Here is a 24494-nt window from a genome sequence, read left to right as displayed (position 1 = left end):
CCACGATCCGGATATAGGATCAGTCCGATGTCCTTATCAGTAAGGGTATCCGGTATCGGCCAGCCCAGATTTATATCCTGTGCCAGTTTCCATACCTCGGCAACGGTATTTCTGGAACTGCCGCTACTGCTCGCAACGCTTACGTTGCTGTAGTCCAGGCTCTTGAGCCTGATAATATCTCGATAATTCACCATGATTATCGACCTCCATAATAGTATTTACACATTTACATGTGTATGAACTTATTATAGAGGAATGCACTGGCAATCGGAATCACCTGCACTGATTTACCGGAAACAGGTGCACCGAAAAAGCGAAAAGCGTGCACTATTCAATCGGAATACCCAGGTTAAAAGCGACAGAGATTATCTTGACGTCCTAATCAAGTAAACTGCAGTCCATGTGTACCTTGACAAAGAATGCCGCCATTGCTGGCGGCAAATACTTGATTGTTTATTAGCTATTGTTTTGTGGAAGTCCTCAGGAAGCGACTCGGCCCATGGAAGCAGTTCTTTTATGAAATCCAGACTGGTATCCTCCTGATGTTTGGGGATTTCAGTAAGCGGATGTCCAAAATACCCGTAGGGCTTCAGAATGTCCCGTTCGTTTCCAAGAGAATGGTGACCTGATAGCCATCTGTGACACAGGTTCCCTTGTACTGTTTCAGGAATCCCCGGGGATGGCTGGAATTACGGGTCTTCTGGCATTCATAAAGTAAAATGGGTGGTGCACCATACATTTTTCCGATCCAGTGCACCTACATAAATTTTTTTGAACCGGCTTTACGCCCATCCTTGTTCACTAAAGCGGGAGCTTCATCTGCTTGGATTACAGAGCATTTATGCAACTGGTCGTGGAAATAATTCCACAGCAAGGAGAGATACCGCTCTGCACACAAGATAGTCCAGTTTGCCATGACTTGACGTGAGATGTGGACATCATTGCGGGCTAATTCCTGTTCCAGACGATACATAGGAATCGCATTTGTATTATTTGGTGTTCGTGACAGCAGCCTCCGAAAAACTTGTAGTTTTTTAAAGCTATGGATTATTATTTCAAAAAATTAACTAGGAGCGAGGTGCCGATTATTTACCGCTTAAGGATCCGGAAATAAGTTTTGGAAAATACCCCAAAACTATTCGTTTACTATCCAACAGAGAAGAATGCTTAAAAATTCATTTAAAAATTAAGTTTATGGAAACAGAATAGTTCCTTAAAAATGTTTTGCGGCGTATTCAGCCCCATAAGTTCTCAACTCGTCGTTGATGATCTCTTCAACATTTTTATGAATTGGGAATACATTTGCAACACACGGAATAAAGCTTCCTAAAGGTACATATTCATCTATTGCTCTTCTAACTTCATTGCGGATTACTTGTTCCGGGGCGTCAGGGAGATCAATAAGCTGCATATCCATTCCACCCATTACACAAAGTTTTCCTTCAGTTTCTTCAATCATTTTTTTGATATTGTTCTGCGGAATTGCTCCCTGCCACATATCAATACCTAAATCCACCATATCTCTTGCGAGCGGTTCGTTATAACAGTCAGAATGATGCTGAATCAATACACCCTTGCTCTTGACAAATCCATATAATCTTTCATAATGAGGTTTAATCGCTTTTCTCCATATTTCAGGAGAAAGAAATAAGGATTTCTTAGTACCCCAATCATCATGGAAGTGAATCATGTCAGGTTTTGAATGTTCAATGCTCATTGCAACTGCTTTGATTTTCCAGTCTGTGTATGCAGAAAGCATTTCAAACATTGCCTCCGGTTCTTCTAAATAATTACATAATGCTTCATTAAAAGGCATTATCACATGACTAAATTCAAACATCCCGGTAAAGTTTGCCACCATGACCAGTTTGTTTTCACGATCCAGATGTGCTGCCTGCTGATCAAAACCAGTCCAGTCAATTTTGTTGAGATCTGGAAAATTTAAGTATTTATCCCATTGAGTAATATCTTTTACCACTGCATTTTCATTTGTTACATGCGGAGTTGCACCCGGCTGATCGAATGGCCAGTCCCAAAGTACACCCCAGGCATCTACATGTCCTTTTGCTCCGGGAGTTGCCGGATTCCAGGAAATTGTTCCCCCATCAAAAAGGGCAGGTCTGAAAAATTTGTTTTCATTAAAACAATCCCAGGGATCACCTAGCCATTTAGGATTGTCATTTCTCATAAGTCTCAAAAAATTTTCTTTCATTGTTGTACTCATGTAACAGTACCTCCTTATATTTTAAATCCATTATATTCGTTATAGTCCTATCTTTAAATGTATTGAGAATACAATAATTGTTTCTGCTTTTTCTTGCACTTTGTATGATTCGTACTATGAAAATGTCACTTATGAAAATGGAGATTTTATTCGGGCGGCGCAGGCACTTTTTTTGATCACTTTATCCATTAGAAGCTTACCGCTTTTTATGCTTTTATGATTTTTGACGGATCATTTAATCATCGTTCCATTTGCTCTTCAATTTTTCTAATACAATAGAATCAGGAGCTTCTGTAATATTCAAAATGATGTTAGGATAAATCATATGAAAAGTAGTAATAAAATCAACAGTTAGATAATCAAGGATTTCTTGTATTGCATAGATTTTCACTACTTTTTTTATTCAGTGCAGACAGTGAATTTCTACCTTCAATAAGCTCGAAAAAAACACATGCCAGGCACCCAATGTTGATATTTCTCTGCCTATAGTATATAATGAATTCACAATTCAATATTTGGCAAAGCCAATGAAAATTGGCGACGCAAAGCTATTAGTCTAAGGCGATTTTCGCTATGACCGTAAAGTTGCAATTATAATCACTGTGGATACACAGTGATTATGATTGCTTTTTTTGTTTTTGTGAGGATATTGATGACTATTATGAAGGGAGTTTACTAGTTTCGCGGGACAGAAGAAGGCAATATTTTGTGAATTGATTATGCATGTAACGGACATTGAATTTTAACATCACGAATAAACGGAGGAATTTATGAAGAAAATAATCGGGAAATTTATAGGAACAATATTTTCAGTATGTCTAACGCTCACGTTACTGCTGACAAACGTTACAGAAGTTTTTGCTGCAGACAACGAACAGAGCAGCTATATGCAATACTGGACAAATATAGAAGGTTCGTTCAATATCCAGGGCAATGTCGATGGACAGTGGATTCAAACTACATATGGAAATTACGGTTACGGAACTCGTTTATTAGTAGATGGAACATCCTATGAATTAAACTATTTGCAAAATGGTGCAGAAAAACTTTATAACAATGACATGACAGGGATTACCCAGAACCTATCCCTGGTAAATAATGGAAGATATGTAAAAATACAGTATGTTGTCCGCAATCTTTCAGAAAACCCTCAGACCGTCTCATTGGGTTCTTATTCTGATGTCAAAATAGGTGGCAACGATTATGCACCGATCTACAGTTTTGACGACTGGTCTGGTTTCTATATGACAGACGGCAATTCTGCCCAATTTAATTTCATAGGCAAGAATGCATACGGCGTGACGGACGTGGATACATACTGGTATGGTGTATATTGGGATAATTATCCCTCTACATTTACTCAGGTTTCATCCCCCTCATTAACAGGAACAGACAGCGGAATGGCTTTTTCATGGAAAGATAGAATTATCGCCCCCGGCGAAAGCATGACTCTTTCCGTCCTGATGGGTGTAGGAAATGTAAACAAAGCCCCTTCAATCGCGGTTACCGCTCCTGAAACTTCCTTTGGGGATGTTGTCAAAGGGGGAGGCTATGAATTTAACGGAGCCGTTTCTGATTACGAAAATTCAGTTAATTCTAGGATATACTATGCTATCGATGAAGGAGAGCCTGTCCTGGCGTACACTTTCGATGATGCACCGGGAGCGTTTTCTGCAGAAATGCTGGTTCCATCCGAGATATCCACAGGAACCCACACCGTTACGATATATGCACAGGACAGTGATGGAGCTATTTCATCTTCCGTTTCAAGAGACATGAATGTAATAGAAATCTATGACGTGACATTCGTCAGTAACGGAGGTTCTGCGGTAGATTCTGTCACCGACCTGCCATCCGGAAATACCGTTTCAAAACCAGAAGACCCGACGAAAACAGGATATACCTTTGCCGGATGGTATAAAGATGCGGAGCTGACGCTTCCCTGGACGTTTGGCACGGACACTGTAACGGCGGATACAAACATTTATGCAAAATGGATACAGCAGACCTTTTCTGTAAATTTCAACACCAATGGCGGAAATACACTGGAACCCGTACAGGGGATTGGATATGGGAGCACCTTCAGCCTTTCCGCTGCGCCTGCCCGGACCGGCTACCAGTTCGGCGGCTGGTATAAAGATACTGCCTTCACACAGGTTTGGAATTTCACAACGGATACGGTAAGCTCTGACACGACGCTTTATGCAAGGTGGCTTCCTCTTGCTTCATCGGAAACAGCCCCTGTAAACACCGGTGATACCGCCAATATAATTCCTTGCATACTCATGCTTCTTGTAGCCCTCATTGCTGGATTCTATTCTGTCCGCAGAATATTTTCAATCCGCTAATAGAAGCTATGAAAAAACCTGTACACGATTTTAGCGTGTACAGGTTTCAGACTGTAGATAAAGTCCGAGGTAAAAGCCTCGGACTTTTCTCGTTAAAGAGCCATAAAAGTCAGTATTCACAAGACTTTAAAGCTTTTTTGATATAATAGTATCATCAAATACAGGCGGTGCGAATGATTATGATGACACAGAATCATCTTCTCTGGATTTAAATAAAGCGATCGACTGGAACATCATTTATACAGCGTCTGTATGGAATCAAAATGATTTAAAGATACGGAGCTGTTCGAGCAGATTTTCAGCTGGATTCTTGAGGAATGTCAGAAGCTGAAGTTTGTTGATCACGCGAAGTATTCGTAGATGCAACGCAAGTATAAGCCTGTGCCAACAGCAAAAAGATGCAGAAACGGATTGCAAGGGAAGAAAACCTGTTTTATGAAGAACTGCTCAAAAAGGAAATAAACAAAAACCATGAATCCTACGGGAAAAAGCTCTTAAAAGATAAAAGTGATGATAACCTCCCGCTTTCTCAGGAGGGAGTGCACAGGAAAAGGAAACCAAAGCAAGCACTTCCGATACAAGCGGTTGCGTTGCTGGAATGCATATAAAAATGACCAACTATTTGACCAACTAAGTTACGGAAAATATGGTATAAATATGGTATTATGCGATATTATTTGAAATTTCACGCGTTATAAAATCAACCAAAAAAGTGCTCTAAACCCATGGAAACATTGAGTTTAAAGCACTTCTATCGTTCATATCATCTATGAAATTCCAATGGAGCTGAGGGGAATCGAACCCCTGTCCGAAATCTCTTCCATTAAAGCTTCTCCCACCACAGTCATTATATTGACATTCCCTCTACCAGACGCCTAATGACAGGCTTAAGGTTTCAGTAGCTTCATAGTTCTTTTATTCCCTCAAAGCTTTGGAAACAAAGTGCCCCGCAAAATTTTATGCCGAACTCTTAAGCAGCGAGAAGCTTAAGGACGACAGCTGCCACTAGGCAGCGTACGCTAATTTATTATTGTTTGCGTTTATTTTAGTGTTTGGATTGGTGACGCGGACCCAAACCGCGGGTGGCTACCTTAACTTCTAAAACCCCGTCGAAACCAGTACAACCCCGAATCGGGAATTACTGTTGCGTACTTTAGAATCATCATACATTAAGTTTACATAATTGTCAAGAGGCAGCAGAATGGTATTTGTTATATGGTGCCGAAAATTCTGTCACCAGCGTCTCCAAGACCTGGACAGATATAGCATTCATCATTTAAACATTCATCAAGGTGGCCACAATAAATCTGAATATCAGGGTGCGCATCGGCTAATTTCTTAAGACCTTCCGGTGCTGCAATGATAGCCATGAATTTGATGTGTTTTCCACCCTGCTGCTTGATGAAATCAATGGCTGTACAAGCGGAACCTCCAGTTGCCAGCATTGGGTCCAGCACCACGATTGTTCGTTCTTCGATGCTGTCCGGAAGTTTGCAGTAGTATTCGTGGGGTTCGTGAGTAATATGATCCCTGTAGAGACCGATATGGCCCACCTTTGCTGAAGGAACCAGGCTGAGCAATCCGTTTACCATTCCAAGGCCGGCTCTTAAGATAGGGACGATGGCAAGTTTCTTGCCGGCAAGAACAGGAGCCGAACACTTCTGGAGAGGTGTCTCAATATCAATGTTTTTCAAAGGGAGATCCCGGAGTGCCTCGTATCCCATGAGGATTGCGACTTCATCAGTCAGCCTCCTGAATTCGTTGGTGCCAGTGGACCGCACCCTCATCATTGTGATTTTGTGCTGGATTAACGGGTGGTCGAGTATAAATATATTATCATTCATAAGCCGTATTCCTTCCTTGAATTTAACGAAAACCTGTGTCAGGTAGAAGTTATCTTTTTGTAGATATTGACATCCTACATATTATAGTAAATATCATTTCATTTTTCAAGGAAATTCATGTTTATTTAATTTTAAATTAGTGTTATTATACAAACTGTATTGAAAATAAAAATTATTATATAAAAAACATATAACTATGGGAGGATAAGGATGACAATAACACTAACGGACTTTCTTGCGCAGGTATTTACTAATATGCCTCTTCTGGTTACCGTAGTCTTAACCTTGGGAGTCATTCTGGTAAATGGGTGGACCGATGCACCTAATGCAATTGCTACCTGTGTGGCTACCAGATGTTTACATCCAAAACATGCAATAATGATGGCGGCGGTTTTTAATTTTCTAGGCGTTTTGTTTATGACGATGGTGAATGCAAAGGTTGCCCAGACAATCTATAAAATGGTAGATTTTGGAGGCGATTCTCATGATGCACTGATAGCTTTGTGTGCCGCTATGATTGCGATTGTTGTATGGGCAGTCGGAGCCTGGGTGTTTGGTATACCCACTAGTGAAAGCCATGCACTGATTGCTGGAATATCCGGTGCGGCGATCGCGTTGCAGGGAGGTTTTAGCGGAATTAATCCTCATGAGTGGATGAAGGTTGTTTATGGACTTGTGATTTCAACTTTTCTTGGATTCGGACTGGGATTTATAATCACGCGAATCATTGAATTTACTGCTAAAGATATGGAGAATTCCAAGACCAGAGGTTTCTTCAAAAATGGTCAGATTGTTACGGCCGCCGGTACGGCTTTCATGCATGGTGCCCAGGACGGACAGAAATTCATGGGAATATTTATGTTGGGGATATTCCTGGCGAATGGAGTCGGAGATGCTTCGTCTTTTGAGATTCCAATATGGCTGATGATTGTGTGCTCATTGGTTATGGGCATAGGAACTTCAATCGGCGGATACAAGATTATCAAATCTGTTGGTATGGGCATGGTCAAACTTAGAAGGTACCAGGGGTTTGCTGCAGACCTGGCGGCGACATTATGTATGTTTATTTCTTCAACAACCGGAATGCCCGTAAGTACGACCCATACGAAGACCACGGCGATTATGGGGGTGGGTGCTTCAAAGAGACTGTCGTCGGTGAACTGGGGGACTGTGAAGGAAATGGTACTGACATGGATACTTACATTCCCGGGATGTGGTCTGATTGGATATCTGATGACACTGTTGTTTATGAGAATTTTTTGAAAGGAATTATGTAGAATATGAAAAACAAAAAAAATTACAACTATTTTGATGGATTTATTGAATTGGTTGATTCCTCCTGCAGATGTGCAAAATTTCTCCAGGAAACAATTGTAGATTTTGATGAATCCAAGATTGAAGACAGGATTAAAGAAATCCATTCGATTGAACATGAAGCGGACTTGAAAAAGCATGATATGATTACCGCACTAACGAAAGAATTTCTTCCGCCGATTGAGAGGGAAGACATAGTGAACCTTTCCCAGGAAATTGACAATATAACGGATGCCATTGAAGATGTTCTGATTAAGTTGCATATGTTTAATGTGAAGGAATTGAAGCCGGATGTAATCGATTTTGTCAACCTGATAATTAAATGCTGTGATGCCCTGAAGATTGCAATTGAGGAATTTCCTCGATATAAAAAATCGCTGATTTTAAAGGATAAGATTATTGAAGTCAACCATTTGGAAGAGGATGGAGACAAGTTATATTACAGCACGGTCCGCAATATGTTCAAAACCATAAAAGATCCGATTGAGCTGATGGTGTGGACGGATATCTATGATTACCTGGAAAAATGTTTTGATTGCTGTGAAAATGCTGCTGATATCCTCGAATCAATTGTTATGAAAAACAGTTAGTTCAGGAGGAAAAAACAGTGAATAACGGGATCGTGGAGCTGGATCTTCATGGGATGAATTCTTTCCAGGCAAAGACATTTATTGACAGCAGATTGAAGTCTGCTAAAAAAGATATCTACAGGCTCAGGCTGATCCATGGGTACCACGGGGGAACCAGCCTGAAGCAGATGATATTAAAGACTTACAGGAATAATCCAAAAGTGATACGAATTGAAATAGGACTAAATCAGGGCACAACTGATTTAGTCCTTCGTGAATTGTTTTAGCATTATTCCGTAAAAATGGTGATATAAGAATAATCAAAATATCTGAGTGTAGGGTAATAATGTACTGGGATTCCCTGTGTACTGTGTCGGTTCAAATCCTGCCCTAATGAGGAGAGGAGTCCATTTTCAGCTGGGTCTGCGTCCTCCGGAAAATACATTGTGAGGCTTCGTATTCCGGATTCGTAATATGAAGAAAAAACTTCCGGTATCTGATCGACTGAATCCAGGATTACATAGGGGATTCCGTAATATTGCTCAATATACAGATACTTATCGGAGGTACATGCGGGCGGGGAGGAAGAAGCAGTGTGATCTGTATACAGGACGGCGTCTGGCTTCATGAAATATGCATAACTCAGATTACCGGTTCCGCTGACCACTTCGCCGCTGACGATGGGGTCATCCCACGTTACATCAACATTGTACCATTCCCCATCAATTTTAACTACGTTCCATGCATGTACTATACCGTTCGCAGTGCCGGTGACAAGTTTGCAGTCTATTCCCAGCTCATTTAGGATAAGCATATAGGACTCGGCGTATCCCTGGCACACGGCAGTGCCATATACGAACACCCCTTCCGGAGAAAAGGCAGAATCGTTAAGGTTGTCCGAGGTGTCGTAATCGGTATTTATTATTATATAATCATGGATAGTTTTTGCCTTTTCATAATCGGACATGGAATCGTCGATATTTTCTTCTATAATGGAAGTTATATAAGAAAGGTATAATTCTCTCTCTCCCATTGGTTTTTCTATCGGTGAGGGAGTATGCGTAAACAGGACGACAAGAGCAGCAATTATGATAACCAGAAAACTGAAGATGGATTTCTTTTTCATTATTTATTGTAACTCCGTATATATTTAGGTATAGTGTAACTATAAAGACAGCTTGTGTCAAGGTTATATAAGTTGTTGTAAATGGCCCGGAGGAAATAATAATGAATAATAATCTGAAAATTCTGGTAGTGGATGATGAAAGCAGAATGAGAAAACTTGTCAGGGATTTTCTGGTCAAAAGCGGCTATATTGTATTGGAGGCGGCGGACGGGGAAGAAGCTCTGGAAATTTTTAATCAGAACGCAGATACTGCTCTGATCATACTTGATGTGATGATGCCAAAAATGGATGGATGGCAGGTCTGTACGGAAATCCGGAAGCACTCGGAGGTTCCGGTAATCATGCTGACTGCCAAATCTGATGAACAGGATGAGCTGCTTGGGTTTAAGCTGGGAGTCGATGAATATATTTCCAAGCCTTTTAGTCCCAAAATTCTGGTGGCAAGGATTGACGCCATCCTGCGAAGAAGCAAAACTGTGGGAGAGACCGGTACAATCCGATCCGGCAGAATAGTCATTGATAAAGACGCTCATATCGTGAGCGTAGATGGTGAGAATATCGATCTAAGTTATAAGGAATTTGAGCTTCTTACGTATTTTATAGAAAACAAAAATATTGCCCTTTCCCGGGAAAAAATATTAAATAATGTTTGGAATTATGATTATTTTGGGGATGCGAGAACCATCGATACCCATGTTAAAAAAATCAGAAGCAAGCTGGGAGAGGAAGGCGCCCGCATTAAAACAATCTGGGGCATGGGCTACAAATATGAAGAATAGAGGAATGGAGGCCGCCTGATAATGAAATCGTCTATAAGAATAAAACTGGCAGTACTTCTCCTCGTCTTTGTATCGGGTACATTTCTCGTGTATTTTGCCATCAATACAGTCTTCCTGGAAGGATATTACCGGAATGAGAAGCGGCAGGATCTGGTTAATCTATATACCAGTATCAGCCAGTTTTTTGACGAGAATACTGAGGTTGACGTGTCCAGCCGGAATTACATGACAAGATTATGCGAATCCTACGGGGTCAGCCTGCTCGTGACGGATGCAGCCGGAGTTGAAAAGTTCAACTATGGAGCAAATGAGATTCTGGCGGCCCGTCTTCAGGAAATTATTTTTCTTGGAAAATCCAATGACGTATCCGTTTTAGAAGAAAATGAAAAATATGTTATTCAGACAACCACAGAAAAAATCTCAGGATCCTCTTATCTGGAAATGTGGGGGATACTTGGCCAGCAGAGATATTTCATAGTGCGGATGTCATATGACAGCGTTCAGGAAAGCGTTGATATCTCCAATAAGTTCTTCAGTTATGTGGGGCTGATGCTTATTTTTATTGATTATGTGATAATGCTGTCTATTTCCAGGCATTTTACGAAACCGATTCTGGAACTGTCCGGCATTGCACGCAGGATGTCGAACCTGGAATTCGGAATCCGTTATAAGGGGCAGGAAGATGATGAATTAGGTGCTCTGGGCAGCAGTATCAATCAACTGTCTGAAAAACTGGAAAAAACAATATCCGAATTAAAGACAGCCAACAATGAATTGAAGAGGGATCTGGAGAAAAAGTCGGAAATGGACGAGATACGCAAGGAGTTCCTGTCCAATGTTTCTCATGAGCTGAAAACTCCTATTGCGCTGATTCAGGGATATGCGGAAGGATTGAAGGAAAGCGTGAATGAAGATGAGGGCAGCCGTGACTTCTATTGTGATGTTATTATGGATGAGGCAGTCAAGATGAATAATATCGTGAAGAAGCTTCTCGCACTCAACCAGATTGAGTCCGGAAAAAATCTCTTATATATGGAAAGGTTTGATGTAGTTTCCCTGATTTGCGGCAGCCTGAATAATTCAAGCATACTGATCAAGCAGAAAAATGTCACGGTATATTTTGATGATAGAAAACCAGTGTATGTCTGGTCAGATGAATTTCTGACAGAGCAGGTCATTGCCAACTACCTGAGCAATGCACTGCACCATGTGGAAGGGGAAATGGTAATACGAATCGACGTGGAGCAGCTGGAGAAAGTTGTCAGGGTAAGTGTCTATAATACAGGAAAAAACATCCCGCAGGAGGACATAGGGAAAATCTGGGATAAGTTTTACAAGGTTGATAAAGCCAGGACCAGGGAATATGGAGGCAGCGGAATCGGACTGTCCATTGTAAAGGCTGTCCAGGATTCCCTGAACAAAGGGTATGGTGTTGAAAATGTCAGAGATGGCGTAGTATTCTGGTTTGAACTGGATGCGGAAAGCTAAAATATTCCTTGCATTCAAAATTTATTAGTGTTATACTCTATCTGTTGAATCAGATTGTTTATTACGGAGTGGGCGCAGGTCCACTCTTTCTATGTAGTGTGGGTCCGTTAGGACGGAAGGAGAGATATACTTGTCTAGGAAAGAATATGAAGCAAGAACGGAGCAGATGATATCACCGTTTTTACAGGAAAAGAATTTTGAACTGGTTGATGTCGAGTATGTAAAAGAAGCCGGAAACTATTTTCTGCGGCTCTATATCGACAAACAGGGAGGAATCACAATCGATGACTGTGAGATTGTAAGCAGGACATTGAGCGAGATGCTGGATAATGATGATTTCATTAAAGAAGCTTTCATTCTTGAGGTAAGTTCTCCCGGACTGTCCCGGCCATTGAAAAAAGATAAGGATTTTCAACGCAACCTGGGTAAGGAAGTGGAACTGCGGCTCTACAACCAATTTGAGAAAAAAAAGGAATTCAGGGGCGTTTTGAAGGAATACAGCAAAGAGACAGTGACTATTGAGACCGAAGACCGTAGCATCGAATTTAAAAGAGCGGAAATCGCTCTTATAAGACTCGCATTTGATTTTTGATTGTTAGGAGGATGATAAAAAGATGAATAATGAATTGATGGAAGCTTTAAATGTTCTTGAAAAAGAAAAGGACATCAGCAAAGAAGTCCTTTTAGAGGCTATAAAAAATTCTTTGGTGGCTGCTTACAAGAACCACTATGGAAAAACAGAAAATGTCAAGGTAGAGATAGATCCTGTTAATGGGGATTTTCTTATCTTTGCTGAAAAAACAGTTGCTGATACAGTTGAGGACGATTCAACGGAGATCAGTCTGGAAGATGCTAAGAAAATCGACATTGATTACAATGTCGGCGACATAGTGAATATCCGGATAAAATCAAAGGAATTTGGACGCATAGCAACTCAGAATGCGAAAAACGTCATTCTTCAGACAATCAGAGAAGAAGAAAAGAAAGTCATTTATGATGAATTCTACGGCAAGGAAAAAGATGTTGTTACCGGAATTGTGCAAAGGTTTTATGGCAAGAACATCAGCATCAATCTTGGCAAGGCTGATGCAGTGCTGGCTGAAAATGAACAGGTCAAGGGTGAAGTCCTTAAACCGAACGAACGCGTAAAACTCTACATCCTGGAAGTGAAAAGCTCAACAAAGGGACCCAAAATCATGGTGTCAAGAACACATCCTGATCTGGTCAAGAGACTTTTTGAGGCGGAAGTAACAGAAGTGAAGGACGGAACGGTTGAGATCAAAAGTATTGCAAGAGAACCAGGTTCCAGGACCAAGATTGCTGTCTGGTCAAACAATCCGGACGTGGATGCTGTCGGAGCATGTGTCGGAGTCAACGGAACGAGAGTTAACGCTATCGTAAGTGAACTCAGAGGCGAAAAGATCGATATCGTCAATTGGAGTGAAAATCCTGCGGAACTGATAGAAAATGCCTTGAGTCCGGCTAAAGTTGTATATGTCGTTGCGGATGATGAAGAGAAGAAGGCTGGCGTGGTAGTACCGGATTACCAGTTGTCTCTGGCCATTGGCAAAGAGGGACAGAATGCAAGACTGGCTGCAAAACTTACCGGATTTAAGATAGATATCAAAAGTGAAACACAGGCAGGAGAGCTTGGAGAATTCGACGATGAAGATGACTCATATGTAGAAGAGTAAGCTGCCGTTACCGGAAAGGAGCTCGAAATGAGTACTACAAAAAAAATACCATTAAGGCAATGCACCGGATGCGGACAGATGAAATCCAAGAAAGAAATGATCAGAGTAATAAAAACCTCCGAGGATGAAATATTGATTGACCTTTCCGGAAAGAAGAATGGCAGAGGCGCATATATCTGTAAATCCGAGGAGTGCCTGAATAAAGCAATGAAAAACAGAGGACTCGAGAGATCCCTTAAGACAAAAATCTCACAGGAAATCTTTGAGAGACTGAAAGAGGAGCTGAAAGAGAGCCATGGATAAAATATTATCAATGCTGGGACTTGCGGCCAAAGCCGGAAGAGCCTCAAGCGGGGAGTTTTCAGTGGAAAAATCTATTACAGAAGGCAAGGCGTTTCTGGTAATAGTCGCAGAGGATGCTTCAGACAATACGAAGAAGCTGTTTACAAATAAATGTATTCATTATAACGTGCCGATGATTTTTTATGCGACCAAAAACGAACTGGGGCATTGCATTGGAAAACAGTTCCGTTCTTCCGTAGCGGTTACGGATGCCGGGATAGCCAACGCAATTAAGAAACTGTTAAAGGATAAGACAGATATGAAGTAAATGGAGGAAAATGAATGGTGAAAATAAGAATACATGAACTCGCGAAAGAAATAAATAAAGACAGTAAAGATATAATAAAGGTGCTGACCGACCATAACATAGAAGCAAAGAGCCATATGAGCACTATTTCTGACGAGGAAATTGCCCTTATCAGGAAGACGCTTGCTGCTCCGCAAGAGCAGGAAAAACCCAAAGCAAGCAGAATCTCAAAGGTATATCATCCTCAGAACAGCGGTATGAAGACCAGTCCGAACAGAAATTTCAATACAGACAGAAACCAGTCAGGCGTACAGCCGGCAAGAGATACGCAAACACGTCAGGAACATCCTGCAGCAAAACAGGGCGAGAGAAGACCTGTCGCAGCCCAGGCTGCGGATAATAAATCGATGGATAATAGACACGTGGAAAAACCGTCAGAAACTGGTAGAATGGAAGAAAAGAAGAGTACAGACAGAAGTTTTTCAGATAATAGGAAGACGGGCGAATATCAGAAGTCCACAGAAACGGCTCAGGCAGGCAGACTGGCTCAGGCCAGCAGACCAGCTCAGGCAGGCAGACCGGCTCAGGATAACAGGCCAGCCCAGACAAACAGGCCAGCCCAGACCAACAGACCAGCTCAGGCAGGCAGACCGGCTCAGGATAACAGGCCAGGTCAGGCAAACAGGCCAGCTCAGGCAAACAGGCCGGCACAGGCAGGCAGACCGGCTCAGGATAACAGGCCAGGCCAGGCAAACAGGCCAGCTCAGGCAAACAGGCCGGCACAGGCAGGCAGACCGGCTCAGGATAACAGACCGGCTCAGGCAAACAGGCCAGCCCAGGCAAACAGACCAGCTCAGGCAGGCAGACCGACTCAGGATAACAGACCAGCTCAGGCAGGCAGACCAGCCCAGGCAGGCAGACCGGCTCAGGCAGGCAGACCAGCCCAAGGCAACAAGCCGGCTCAGAGCAACAGACCAAACCAGGGAAACAGACCGAATCAGGGAAGAAGACCAAACCAAGGGGGCAGATATAATCAGCGCTCTAGTGCTCCTATGGCGGAAAAGCCAAAAGAAGAGACAATTAAAGTCATTATAATCCCGGAATCACTTACAATAAAGGAACTCGCTGATAAATTGAAGGTCAACTCCTCGGCTCTCGTAAAGAAATTGTTTCTTCAGGGGAAAGTCGTAACAATCAACCAGGAGATCGATTTTGCGCTTGCAGAAGAAATTGCAATGGAATACGATGTTATTTGTGAGTTGGAAGAGAAAATCGACGTCATTGAAGAGCTCCTCAAAGAGGAAGAGGAAGATGCGTCTACCTTAAAGCCAAGACCACCGGTTGTGTGTGTTATGGGTCATGTCGATCATGGCAAGACTTCCCTTCTGGACGCTATTCGTAAGGAAAATGTTATTTCAGGAGAAGCCGGCGGAATCACACAGCACATTGGAGCCTATGTCGTAGACATTAAAGGGGAAAAGATCACATTCCTTGACACACCAGGACACGAGGCGTTTACATCCATGCGTATGAGAGGGGCTATGTCTACCGATATTGCCATTCTCGTTGTGGCAGCGGATGATGGTGTCATGCCTCAGACCGTTGAGGCAATAAACCATGCAAAGGCTGCAAAGATACCTATTATCGTTGCAATTAATAAAATAGACAAGCCTAGTGCCAATATTGAGAGAGTAAAACAGGAACTTACCGAGTACGAACTGATTCCGGAAGACTGGGGTGGCGATACTATATTTGTACCTGTTTCTGCACACACAAAAGAAGGCATCGGAACTCTGCTTGAAATGATCCTTTTAACAGCAGAGGTTGGTGAACTCAAAGAAAATCCGGATAGAAAAGCCAGAGGTCTTGTTATTGAAGCCCGTCTGGACAAAGGAAAAGGACCTATCGCGACTCTTCTTGTTCAAAAAGGAACACTTAAGGTGGGCGACCACATTGCCGTTGGCTCCAGCTATGGAAAAGTCAGGGCGATGACGGATGATAAAGCCAGAAAAATCAGGTCAGCAGGTCCATCTACGCCAGTGGAAATTCTTGGACTGGATAACGTTCCGAATGCAGGCGATATCTTCGTGGCAACAGATAATGACAAGGACGCAAGGCGCTTTGCGGAAACCTTTATTTCTGAAGGCCGTGAAAGACTTATAGAGCAGACCAAAGCGAAGTTATCTTTGGAGGATCTGTTCACCCAGATACAGGCCGGTGACGTAAAAGAACTGAACATCATTATTAAAGGTGACGTACAGGGATCCGTTGAGGCGCTGAAACAGAGTCTTCTGAAATTGTCGAATGAAGAAGTTGTGGTTAAGGTTATCCATGGAGGCGTTGGAGCAATCAATGAATCTGATGTAATCCTGGCTTCCGCATCCAATGCAATCATCATCGGATTCAATGTCAGACCAGACCACACTGCAAAAGAAATTGCAGATAAAGAAAAAGTAAACGTAAGACTGTACAGAGTCATTTATAACGCTTTAGATGATGTTGAGGCTGCAATGAAAGGTATGCTGGATCCTGTATTCCAGGAGAAAGTAATCGGTCATGCATTGGTTCGTCAGACTTTCAAGGCATCCGGCGTTGGTACCATTGCTGGTGCGTACGTGACGGACGGTATATTGAAAAGAGACTGTTCCGTACGTCTGTTAAGAGATAATGTAGTCGTATATGAAGGAAAGCTTGCATCCCTGAAACGATTTAAAGACGATGTCAAGGAAGTGAGAGACGGCTACGAATTTGGATTTGTCCTTGAAAAGTATAATGATATCAGGGAAGATGACCAGGTTGAAGCCTTTGAGATGGAAGAAATTCCAAGATAAGTTTTTGAAAGGAAGGTTTACCGGTGAGAAAAAATTCTGTAAAACATACACGAACAAATATGGAAATACAGAGGGAACTCAGCAATATTATCCGGACGCAGATAAAGGATCCCCGGATCCATCCCCTTACAAGCGTTGTCGCTGTTGAGGTAACCACAGACCTGAAACACTGCAAGGTATTCATCAGTGTTTTAGGAAACGAGGAAGAGCAGAAGAACACGCTGGCCGGCCTCAGGAGTGCGGTTGGATATATCAGAAGACAGCTGGCCTCCAATGTCAATTTAAGAAACACACCGGAAATTTCATTTGTAATGGACCAGTCCATTGAATATGGTACAAGAATGTCCAAACTGATTGATGAGGTGATTGGTGATGGGCAGGATAGATGATATCCTGGCAGGAAAAAACAGCGTAGGCATCACTGGTCATATCAGACCGGATGGTGACTGCGCCGGTTCCTGTCTCGGATTATATAATTATATAAGAGTGAACTATCCGGAGATTTTTGTGAAGCTGTATCTGGAACCACTGCCGCAAAAATTTTTGTTTCTGCCGGGAGCGGAGTCTGTGGATTCGTCTTATGGGGACGAATCAGATTTTGATATATTCATAGTTCTGGATACAAGCGATCATGAGCGTATGGGGAAGTCTGTGAAATATTTCGCGGGTGCTTCTGCGACCCTTGCGGTCGACCATCATATAAGCAACGAATTATTTGCAGAAGAAAATATTCTGATTCCTGATGCGAGCTCCACAGCCGAAGTTCTTTATGGTCTGCTGGATCCGGACAGGTTGAACAAGGATATGGCGACATGTCTTTATACAGGGATTATCTTTGACAGCGGGGTGTTCAAATATTCGAATACTTCTCAGAAAACCATGAACATTGCTGGTAAGCTTATAAGCTATGGAATTGATTTTACAAAAATCATCGACAATAGTTTTTATGCTTCTACATACAAGCAGAACAGAATCATGGGACGAGCCCTGTTGGATTCAAAACTGGTTTTTGGCGATATATGCATCTATTCTCTGGTTACCAGGGATATCATGGACCAATACGGGGTGAACAGCTCCGATTTGGATGGAATCGTGGAACAGCTCAGAAACACAACGGGGGTGGAGTGTGCCCTGTTTGTTTATGAGCTGGAGGATGGAACATTTAAGGCCAGCCTGAGATCCAGTGAGTACCTGGATGTGAACAAGGTGGCGCAACAATTCGGAGGCGGAGGCCACGTAAGGGCTGCAGGCTGCTCCCTGAAAGGACCGGCGGATTTTGCCATCAGAAAAATATTAGGTGTTATAGCCGGAGAATTATCTTATGAATGGAATTCTGAACGTATATAAAGAAAAAGGGTATACTTCCCATGACGTTGTTGCTAAGCTCAGGGGGATACTGAAACAGAAGAAGATCGGACATACAGGTACCCTTGATCCGGATGCGGAGGGGGTGCTCCCGGTGTGCCTCGGGAAAGCTACAAAGTTATGTGATTTATTGACGGATAAGGATAAAGTGTATGAAGCCGTGCTGTTGCTGGGAATCCAGACGGATACCCAGGATATTACGGGAAATATTCTGAACCAGATTGATATAAGTGCCATGGAACTTGCGCTTACGCAGGAAAAGGTCAGAGAGGCAATTCTCTCCTTTCTGGGAGAATACGACCAGATTCCGCCGATGTACTCGGCTTTGAAGGTTGGAGGGAAAAAACTCTGCGATTTGGCCAGACAGGGAATTACAATCCAGAGGGAAGCCAGACGGATTCACATCTACTCCATTGAAATACATTCGATCCAGCTGCCCAGGGTCGAGTTTTCCGTGGAGTGCTCTAAAGGGACCTACATCAGGACACTCTGCAATGATATTGGAGAAAAACTTGGTTGTTATGGATGTATGGAAAGTCTTGTGCGGACGAAGGCTGGAAGTTTTCAGCTGAAAGACAGTCTTCGGCTTGCAGACGTTGAAGCTCTTGCCGGCTGCAGTGAGCTGGACTCTTTTATCATTCCAATCGATAAGATGTTTGAACAATATTCTGATGCTGTGATTTCGAATTCTTATTTGAACATGCTTCTGAACGGAAACGTACTTAAAGAAGAATATTTCAACTCAATTTCGAAGGAAGGCTCCCAAACCGTAAGGGTATACGACGAGACAGGAGATTTTCATGCATTGTATGCGTTTGACGATGCAATGCAGCTATATAAATGCGTGAAGATGTTTTAGGTGATGAGGAGAATGTATGGAATATATTACCGGTACAAAGGAATTTTCATTAACGGATACTGCCATTACTCTGGGTAAATTTGACGGGCTCCATAAAGGGCACAGAAAACTTCTGGCCGTTCTTGCAGAAGAGAAGAAAAAAGGATGTCTTTCTGTGGTATTCACGTTTGATATGCCGCCGGTCAGCTTGATCTGCGGGGATAAACCTGTCTATCTTCTGACCAGAGACGAAAGAAGGATATTCCACGAAGAAAACGGTGTTGATGTTCTGATTGAATTTCCATTTGATATGGAAACTGCCAAAATGGAACCGGAGGATTTTGTGAGTGAAATCCTGGTAAAGTCCCTTGGGGTCAAAAGTCTGGTGTGCGGCAGTGATTTTCGATTTGGACACAATCGGCACGGAGACACAGAACTATTAAAGGAACTGGGCTCGCGCTATGGCTTTGATACGATCGTGCTGGAACTGGAGAGGGACGGAGACCGGGAAATCAGCAGTACATTAATCAAAAGGGAACTGATTGAAGGAAATCTAAAAAAGGCAAATGAAATGCTGGGATATCCCTTCACGGTAATCGGACGGGTTGTATATGGAAACCAGCTTGGAAGAATGCTGGGTTCACCGACACTAAACCTGCTTCCGCCCAGGAATAAGATTCTGCCCCCGGATGGCGTCTATGCGACACGGACAATCATTGAAGGGAAAAGCCATGATGGTATAACGAATGTTGGCTGCAAGCCCACGGTTTCTGATGAAATGGTAAGGGGAGTGGAGACGCATCTGCTTGATTTTGAAGGGAATCTGTATGGAAAAATTATCGAAGTGCAGTTTCTGGAATTTATCAGACCAGAGAAGAAGTTTGACAATGTGAATACTTTGAAAAATCAGATTTTACTCGATATTGAGCGTTGCAGGGAAGCCATCAGAGGAATTAACAACTAGACAAAAAATAGCCCCTGTGATATACTCACACTGTAGATTTTGCCTATTCTCGGATTCTGGAAACTCCGACCTGATTCTGATGAACATGGTGAATAAAATATTAGGAGGAAACAAATATGATAGCAAAAGAAAAAAAAGCAGAATTGATTAACGATTACGGAAGAAAGCCCGGCGACACAGGTTCACCGGAAGTTCAGATCGCCATTTTGACAGCAAGAATTACTGAACTTACAGAGCATTTGAAAATCCACAAAAAAGATCATCATTCCAGAAGAGGTCTTCTTAAGCTTGTTGGACAGAGAAGAGGATTACTTGATTACCTGAAGAGAAACGATGTTGAAAGTTATCGTGTATTGATTGAGCGTTTAGGTATCAGAAAATAACGTTTGTTTAACTTAATAGACTTGGCGCCCAGGCGTTAAGTCTATTGTTATATAAAAATATCTGCAGAAGTGGATAGCCGAGACCGCTGAAAAGAACATGATGAAAATGGTGTATTTTTCAGTAGTTTCGGAGGCTTCTGTAAGAACGAGGAGGAACAAATATGTATAAAACTTATAGTATGGAGCTTGCCGGAAGGACACTTTCAATTGATATCGGCAGAGTAGCAGGACAGGCAAACGGTGCAGCACTCATGCATTACGGCGATACGGTAGTATTGTCGACTACTACTTCTTCTGAAAAACCCAGGGAAGGGATAGATTTCTTCCCTTTAAGTGTGGAATATGAAGAAAAAATGTATTCCGTTGGTAAGGTTCCCGGAGGATTCAACAAGAGGGAAGGAAAGGCATCCACGAATGCTGTCCTCACTTCGAGGGTGATCGACAGACCAATGAGACCTCTTTTCCCTGATGATTACAGGAATGATGTTACAATCAGCAACCTGGTGATGTCAGTGGACCAGGATTGCAGCCCGGAGCTGACTGCTATGCTTGGATCAGCAATTTCAACTGCAATATCGGATATCCCTTTTGACGGACCCATTGCAGCTACCCAGGTGGGTATGGTTGATGGTGTGTTTGTGTTCAATCCGACGGCAGAGCAGAAGGCAGCATCTGACATGGAGCTGACCGTTGCATCCACAAAAGATAAGGTGATCATGATAGAAGCCAGTGCAAACGAAGTGCCGGAAGACAAAATGATTGAGGCCATATATGCAGCAGACGGCTTGAACCGACAGATTATTGCCTTTTTTGAAAAAATTGTTGCAGAGTGCGGTAAAGAAAAACATGAATACAGCAGACACCTCATTCCGGAAGGAATGATGGATGCCATCAAGGAACTCGTGCCTTCCCAGGAAATGGAAGAGGCTGTATTCACAGATGTTAAGCAGATCAGAGATGACAATATCAGATCCATCAAGACCAGAATAAAGGAAGCCTTTGCGGAAAGCCATGAAGACTGGCTTGGAGCTGTGGATGAAGCAATTTATAAGTACCAGAAAAAGACAGTCAGAAAAATGATACTTAAAGACCAGAAACGTCCTGACGGAAGAGCAGTCGATGAAATAAGGCATCTTGCAGCCGAAGTTGATTTTCTCCCAAGGGTACACGGTTCCGCCATGTTTACAAGGGGACAGACCCAGATTATGACGGCGACTACACTGGGACCTTTATCTGCGGCACAGAGAATCGATGGCCTGGATGAAAGTGAAACATCAAAACGCTATATGCATCATTATAATTTTCCATCTTACTCGGTTGGTGAAACAAAACCATCCAGAGGACCGGGCAGAAGAGAAATTGGACACGGAGCCCTGGCAGAAAATGCATTGATTCCAGTCCTTCCATCGGAAGCGGATTTCCCATATGCAATAAGAACCGTATCGGAAACTTTTGAATCCAACGGCTCTACTTCCCAGGCGAGTGTATGTGCTTCTTCCATGTCCCTTATGGCGGCAGGAGTTCCTATCAAAGCACCGGTTGCCGGAATCTCTGCCGGACTCGTTACAGGTGATACGGACGATGACTACCTTGTTCTGACTGATATTCAGGGGCTTGAAGATTTCTTCGGCGACATGGACTTCAAAGTGGCCGGAACGGATACAGGTATTACCGCCATCCAGATGGACATAAAGATTCATGGACTGACACGTCCAATCATCGAAGAAGCTATACACAGGACAAAGGAAGCAAGAACATATATCCTTCATGAAGTCATGAATCCGGTTATTGCGCAACCAAGACCTGAAGTAGGCAAGTATGCTCCGAAAATCGTTCAGATTCAGATTGATCCTTCTAAAATCGGTGAAGTTGTAGGACAAAGAGGCAAGGTAATCAATGCCATTATTGAGAAAACCGGCGTGAAGATCGATATTAACGATGAAGGAGCCGTATCCGTCTGCGGAGTTGAAAAAGAAGGAATGGATGAGGCCATCAATATAATCCAGACAATTGTCAAGGAATTCAAGGCAGGGGATATTCTGGAGGGTACAGTGGTCAGCATCAAAGAATTTGGAGCATTCATTGAGTTTGCCCCTGGCAAGGAAGGTATGGTTCATATATCTAAGATTTCAAAAGACAGAGTCGAAAAGGTTGAGGATGTGCTCTCCGTTGGAGACAAGGTCAAGGTTGTATGTCTTGGGAAAGATAAAATGGGCAGAATGAGTTTCAGCATAAAAGATGTAGAATAATCTGATGCAAAATAAAGCTCCTGCCTGCTGGTGCAGGCAGGAGCTTTTAAATTACAAGTGTAATAACAGGAGGTTTTGATGAACGACAGCATTAAAAAACACGGACTGACTAGAGAGGAAAAGTTAAAAATCATCCATTCAAAAGGTGCCGACAGAGAACATGTGCTGGCAATTCTACTGGAATTGCAGGCACAATCGGAAATGAATTATATTGACGAGGAAACAGCCGGTCTTGTTGCAAAGGAAATTGGCATATCGCTCACCCACGTATTTGATATCATTACTTTCTATGCCATGCTTGAGGACACTCCACAGGCCAGAAATCTGATAGAAGTATGTACGAGTGCTCCCTGTTATTATACAAAATCCGGTACGATCATTGAAATCCTGGAACGTATACTGGGTATAAAGATGGGAGAATCTACTCCTGATAAACAGTTCAAACTTTCCTTTACCGAATGCGTGGGAGCATGTGATATTGGACCGGTTATTAAAATCGGTGATGAAATACATGGGGATCTGGATGAGGAAAAAATCAGACAGATCATTTCCAATCTTAAAGCGGAAAATCAATAAAACACGGAAAGGAATATCTGATATGTTAAAAACAGCAGCACTGTTATTGAGTGGAGTCGGAGAAACAAATCCTGCATCAGTCGAAGACTATATTAAATATGGCGGATTTAAAGGCATTCGAAGGGCAGTAGCCATGACAGACCGGGAAATTCTTGATGAGATCAAAGAATCTGCGCTTCTGGGAAAAGGCGGAGCATCCTATCCAACTGGCAGAAAGTGGGAGCAGCTTTATAATATCGAAGGCGACCCTAAGTACGTTGTATGTAATGCAGACGAAGGCGAACCTGGAACATATAAAGACAGGGAACTGATTAAGCATGCGCCACTTCGTATTATCGAAGGTATGCTTATTGCCGGATATCTGTTTAAAGCAAAACGTGGAATTATATATATCAGGGGCGAATATAGAAATATTACGGATATTTTTGCACAGGCACTGGAAAATGCACAAAAAGCAGGATATCTTGGCAAAAACATAATGGGAATGGAAGGCTTCGATTATACAATTACCATTGTAAACGGAGCCGGTTCCTATGTATGCGGTGAAAATTCGGCCCTGCTTAATTCCATTGAATCATTAGTTTCGAGGCCCAGGATTAAGCCGCCTCACCTTGCCGAGGTGGGGCTGTACAGCAAGCCAACCCTGGTTAATAATGTCGAGTCTTATGCCGGCGTAGCAGTGTTGATGAATATCGGTGCTCAGGAATTCAAATCTTATGGCACCTCAACAGACGGCGGAACAAAACTGATTTCTTTATCCACACATATAAAAAATAGAAAAACTTATGAAATCCGTATAGGCACATCCTTACGCGACATAGTTTTCGATGAGGAACTGGGTGGAGGGATCCCTGACGGAAAAGAATTCAAATTCCTTCATATCGGGGGACAGGCAGGTCCTTTATGCTTTCCGGAGCAGCTTGATACTAGATACTGTTATGAAGAACTGAAGGATGCAGGACTGACAGTTGGTTCAGGGGCCATTGCGGTTATGGATGAAACGGTCTGTCTGGTTGACTATGTTAAGCATGTCATGTCCTTTTTTGCTTATGAATCCTGTGGGAAATGCACCCCTTGCAGAATTGGAACTACCAGGATTCTGGAACTGCTTACCAAGTTCACAACCGGGAAAGCAGTTCCAGGAGATTTAGACAGGCTTGAAGATCTGTCAATTCATGTAGCCAGACTGTCATTATGCGGACTGGGACAGGCAGCTTCAACGGCTATGGATAGCGCCTTGAAATACAGACGGGATGAATTCATTGCCCATACTCGCGGAGTATGTCCGGCCGGAACATGCAAAATGGATTAGG

22 protein-coding genes, 1 other RNA gene, 3 pseudogenes and 1 riboswitch are annotated in these 24494 nt (G+C 42.7%); of the genes and pseudogenes, 20 read left to right on the top strand and 6 right to left on the bottom strand.

What is annotated here, in order from left to right:
• From BUA79_RS05065 to BUA79_RS05050, 3 genes and pseudogenes are all read right to left on the bottom strand, one after another.
• A pseudogene (locus BUA79_RS05065) lies at positions 1 to 194 on the bottom strand (IS21 family transposase); the annotation flags it as partial.
• 395 nt (positions 195 to 589) lie between these two features.
• Positions 590 to 979 (bottom strand): annotated as a pseudogene (locus tag BUA79_RS12715) (IS66 family transposase).
• Between the two features lie 234 nt (positions 980 to 1213).
• Entirely contained in the window at positions 1214 to 2224 is a 1011-nt protein-coding gene (locus BUA79_RS05050) for a uroporphyrinogen decarboxylase family protein (RefSeq protein ID WP_094757316.1), read from the bottom strand.
• A 507-nt stretch (positions 2225 to 2731) separates the two neighbouring features.
• A riboswitch (cyclic di-GMP riboswitch) is annotated at positions 2732 to 2817 on the top strand.
• Between the two features lie 177 nt (positions 2818 to 2994).
• Between BUA79_RS05050 and BUA79_RS05045 the strand changes: the two genes are divergently transcribed.
• Positions 2995 to 4572 carry an InlB B-repeat-containing protein gene (locus BUA79_RS05045; protein ID WP_073993279.1) on the top strand — a complete coding sequence of 526 codons (1578 nt, stop codon included), beginning with the start codon at positions 2995 to 2997 and terminating at the stop codon, positions 4570 to 4572.
• 267 nt (positions 4573 to 4839) lie between these two features.
• Positions 4840 to 5149 (top strand): annotated as a pseudogene (locus tag BUA79_RS12710) (IS5/IS1182 family transposase); the annotation flags it as partial.
• Between the two features lie 201 nt (positions 5150 to 5350).
• Here the strand turns inward: BUA79_RS12710 and ssrA are convergent.
• Both ssrA and upp read right to left on the bottom strand, forming a co-directional pair.
• Positions 5351 to 5700: a transfer-messenger RNA gene (gene ssrA / locus BUA79_RS05035) on the bottom strand.
• Between the two features lie 83 nt (positions 5701 to 5783).
• On the bottom strand, positions 5784 to 6416 hold the full coding sequence (upp, locus tag BUA79_RS05030; protein ID WP_073993277.1) for a uracil phosphoribosyltransferase: 633 nt from the start codon (positions 6414 to 6416) through the stop codon (positions 5784 to 5786).
• Positions 6417 to 6626: 210 nt separating this feature from the next.
• Here upp and BUA79_RS05025 point away from each other — a divergent pair, with 210 nt between their 5' ends.
• Genes BUA79_RS05025 through BUA79_RS05015 form a run of 3 tightly spaced genes read left to right on the top strand, consistent with a single transcriptional unit; the run spans position 6627 to position 8586 of the window.
• Entirely contained in the window at positions 6627 to 7679 is a 1053-nt protein-coding gene (locus tag BUA79_RS05025) for an inorganic phosphate transporter (protein WP_073993276.1), read from the top strand.
• A gap of 17 nt (positions 7680 to 7696) precedes the next feature.
• Positions 7697 to 8320, top strand: coding sequence for a DUF47 domain-containing protein (locus BUA79_RS05020; protein WP_073993275.1), 624 nt, complete (start codon positions 7697 to 7699; stop codon positions 8318 to 8320).
• A gap of 17 nt (positions 8321 to 8337) precedes the next feature.
• Positions 8338 to 8586, top strand: coding sequence for a Smr/MutS family protein (locus BUA79_RS05015; RefSeq protein ID WP_073993274.1), 249 nt, complete (start codon positions 8338 to 8340; stop codon positions 8584 to 8586).
• A gap of 2 nt (positions 8587 to 8588) precedes the next feature.
• On the opposite strand, the gene BUA79_RS05010 is transcribed toward BUA79_RS05015, so the two are convergent.
• The gene (locus BUA79_RS05010) at positions 8589 to 9425 is read right to left on the bottom strand and encodes a transglutaminase domain-containing protein (RefSeq protein ID WP_073993273.1); all 837 of its coding nucleotides are present in this window, start codon (positions 9423 to 9425) and stop codon (positions 8589 to 8591) included.
• Between the two features lie 101 nt (positions 9426 to 9526).
• Here BUA79_RS05010 and BUA79_RS05005 point away from each other — a divergent pair, with 101 nt between their 5' ends.
• The 15 genes from BUA79_RS05005 (at position 9527) to BUA79_RS04935 (ending at position 24493) form a co-directional block, all read left to right on the top strand.
• Complete coding sequence (locus BUA79_RS05005) at positions 9527 to 10204, top strand: response regulator transcription factor (RefSeq protein ID WP_073993272.1); 678 nt, start codon at positions 9527 to 9529, stop codon at positions 10202 to 10204.
• Between the two features lie 21 nt (positions 10205 to 10225).
• Positions 10226 to 11692 carry a sensor histidine kinase gene (locus BUA79_RS05000; RefSeq protein ID WP_073993271.1) on the top strand — a complete coding sequence of 489 codons (1467 nt, stop codon included), beginning with the start codon at positions 10226 to 10228 and terminating at the stop codon, positions 11690 to 11692.
• Positions 11693 to 11822: 130 nt separating this feature from the next.
• Entirely contained in the window at positions 11823 to 12284 is a 462-nt protein-coding gene (locus BUA79_RS04995; RefSeq protein WP_242941642.1) for a ribosome maturation factor RimP, read from the top strand.
• 22 nt (positions 12285 to 12306) lie between these two features.
• Positions 12307 to 13386, top strand: coding sequence for a transcription termination factor NusA (gene nusA / locus BUA79_RS04990; RefSeq protein ID WP_073993270.1), 1080 nt, complete (start codon positions 12307 to 12309; stop codon positions 13384 to 13386).
• A 27-nt stretch (positions 13387 to 13413) separates the two neighbouring features.
• Entirely contained in the window at positions 13414 to 13689 is a 276-nt protein-coding gene (rnpM, locus tag BUA79_RS04985; RefSeq protein WP_073993269.1) for an RNase P modulator RnpM, read from the top strand.
• Positions 13682 to 13996 carry a L7Ae/L30e/S12e/Gadd45 family ribosomal protein gene (locus BUA79_RS04980; RefSeq protein WP_073993268.1) on the top strand — a complete coding sequence of 105 codons (315 nt, stop codon included), beginning with the start codon at positions 13682 to 13684 and terminating at the stop codon, positions 13994 to 13996. The genes rnpM and BUA79_RS04980 overlap by 8 nt, the downstream gene beginning before the upstream one ends.
• Before the next feature lie 14 nt (positions 13997 to 14010).
• Positions 14011 to 16806 carry a translation initiation factor IF-2 gene (infB, locus tag BUA79_RS04975; RefSeq protein ID WP_073993267.1) on the top strand — a complete coding sequence of 932 codons (2796 nt, stop codon included), beginning with the start codon at positions 14011 to 14013 and terminating at the stop codon, positions 16804 to 16806.
• Positions 16807 to 16829: 23 nt separating this feature from the next.
• Positions 16830 to 17195, top strand: a complete 366-nt coding sequence (rbfA, locus tag BUA79_RS04970; protein ID WP_073993266.1) for a 30S ribosome-binding factor RbfA — start codon at positions 16830 to 16832, stop codon at positions 17193 to 17195.
• The gene (locus tag BUA79_RS04965; protein WP_073993265.1) at positions 17179 to 18153 is read left to right on the top strand and encodes a DHH family phosphoesterase; all 975 of its coding nucleotides are present in this window, start codon (positions 17179 to 17181) and stop codon (positions 18151 to 18153) included. The genes rbfA and BUA79_RS04965 overlap by 17 nt, the downstream gene beginning before the upstream one ends.
• Positions 18128 to 19030 (top strand): tRNA pseudouridine(55) synthase TruB, encoded by a 903-nt coding sequence (gene truB, locus BUA79_RS04960; RefSeq protein ID WP_073993264.1) that lies wholly within the window; start codon positions 18128 to 18130, stop codon positions 19028 to 19030. The genes BUA79_RS04965 and truB overlap by 26 nt, the downstream gene beginning before the upstream one ends.
• Before the next feature lie 16 nt (positions 19031 to 19046).
• Positions 19047 to 19973, top strand: a complete 927-nt coding sequence (locus tag BUA79_RS04955) for a bifunctional riboflavin kinase/FAD synthetase (protein WP_073993263.1) — start codon at positions 19047 to 19049, stop codon at positions 19971 to 19973.
• 116 nt (positions 19974 to 20089) lie between these two features.
• On the top strand, positions 20090 to 20356 hold the full coding sequence (rpsO, locus tag BUA79_RS04950) for a 30S ribosomal protein S15 (protein ID WP_073993262.1): 267 nt from the start codon (positions 20090 to 20092) through the stop codon (positions 20354 to 20356).
• A 161-nt stretch (positions 20357 to 20517) separates the two neighbouring features.
• Entirely contained in the window at positions 20518 to 22605 is a 2088-nt protein-coding gene (locus tag BUA79_RS04945) for a polyribonucleotide nucleotidyltransferase (RefSeq protein ID WP_073993261.1), read from the top strand.
• 78 nt (positions 22606 to 22683) lie between these two features.
• Positions 22684 to 23181, top strand: a complete 498-nt coding sequence (locus BUA79_RS04940; protein ID WP_073993260.1) for an NADH-quinone oxidoreductase subunit NuoE family protein — start codon at positions 22684 to 22686, stop codon at positions 23179 to 23181.
• Between the two features lie 22 nt (positions 23182 to 23203).
• A complete protein-coding gene (locus BUA79_RS04935; RefSeq protein ID WP_073993284.1) occupies positions 23204 to 24493 on the top strand; it encodes a complex I 51 kDa subunit family protein in 1290 nt (429 codons plus the stop codon).
• The last annotated feature ends 1 nt before the right edge of the window (position 24494 follow it).

Origin of the sequence: Parasporobacterium paucivorans DSM 15970 (assembly GCF_900141895.1) — a bacterium.
In the GTDB taxonomy this organism is placed as follows: domain Bacteria; phylum Bacillota; class Clostridia; order Lachnospirales; family Lachnospiraceae; genus Parasporobacterium; species Parasporobacterium paucivorans.
Note: the sequence above shows the minus strand (reverse complement) of the source record. Positions and strands in the feature narration are given on the sequence as shown.